This is a genomic window from Bacillus cereus group sp. BfR-BA-01382 (genome assembly GCF_022663475.1).
In the GTDB taxonomy this organism is placed as follows: domain Bacteria; phylum Bacillota; class Bacilli; order Bacillales; family Bacillaceae_G; genus Bacillus_A; species Bacillus_A thuringiensis_S.
Genome location: NZ_JAKUFQ010000253.1, coordinates 1 through 705, shown reverse-complemented (window position 1 = coordinate 705; position 705 = coordinate 1). Strand labels below are relative to the sequence as shown.

The following is a 705-nucleotide window of genomic DNA, read 5'->3' as shown; positions in this document are numbered from 1 at the left end:
CGCTCCCGTTGCCCCTGTGTCCCCTGTAGGACCTTGGGGACCTTGCAATCCTTGCACACCTTGAGGACCGGTTGGACCTATCTCTCCTTGTACCCCTTGTATTCCTGTTGGGCCTTGAGGACCGGTCGGACCTTGGATCCCTTGAATTCCTTGAATCCCCTGTGGGCCTTGTGCTCCCGTGGCTCCGGTTGCTCCTTGAATCCCTTGAGGGCCTTGTTCCCCTTGAATTCCTTGGGGACCGGTTGGACCTTGGATTCCTTGCGGGCCTTGGATTCCCTGTGGTCCTTGATCTCCTGTCGCACCAGTTACTCCTTGTATCCCTTGCGGACCTTGTATCCCTTGCGGACCAGTTGGACCAATATCTCCTTGCACACCTTGTATTCCTTGAGGACCTTGTAACCCTGTCACTCCGGTTGCTCCCGTTTCTCCTGTCGCTCCTGTCACTCCAGTTGAGCCTGTCGCACCAGTATCCCCTGTTACTCCTGTCGCACCAGTTGCTCCTGTCGGGCCAGGTGGTCCACCCGATGGACCAGTTACTCCCGTCGGACCTGATGGCCCTGTTGGGCCGGACGGTCCTGCTGGTCCTCCAGAAGGTCCCGTTACCCCTGTTGCTCCCGTTATTCCAGTTGGGCCTGTAGTTCCTTCCCCTGTCGCACCTGTTGCTCCTGTATCTCCTGTTGCCCCCGTCGGACCTTGGATTCCTTG

General features: G+C 58.2%; 1 pseudogene. It reads right to left on the bottom strand.

Annotated features, from left to right (window positions below):
* Positions 1–705 (bottom strand): annotated as a pseudogene (locus MR160_RS33755) (collagen-like protein); the annotation flags it as partial.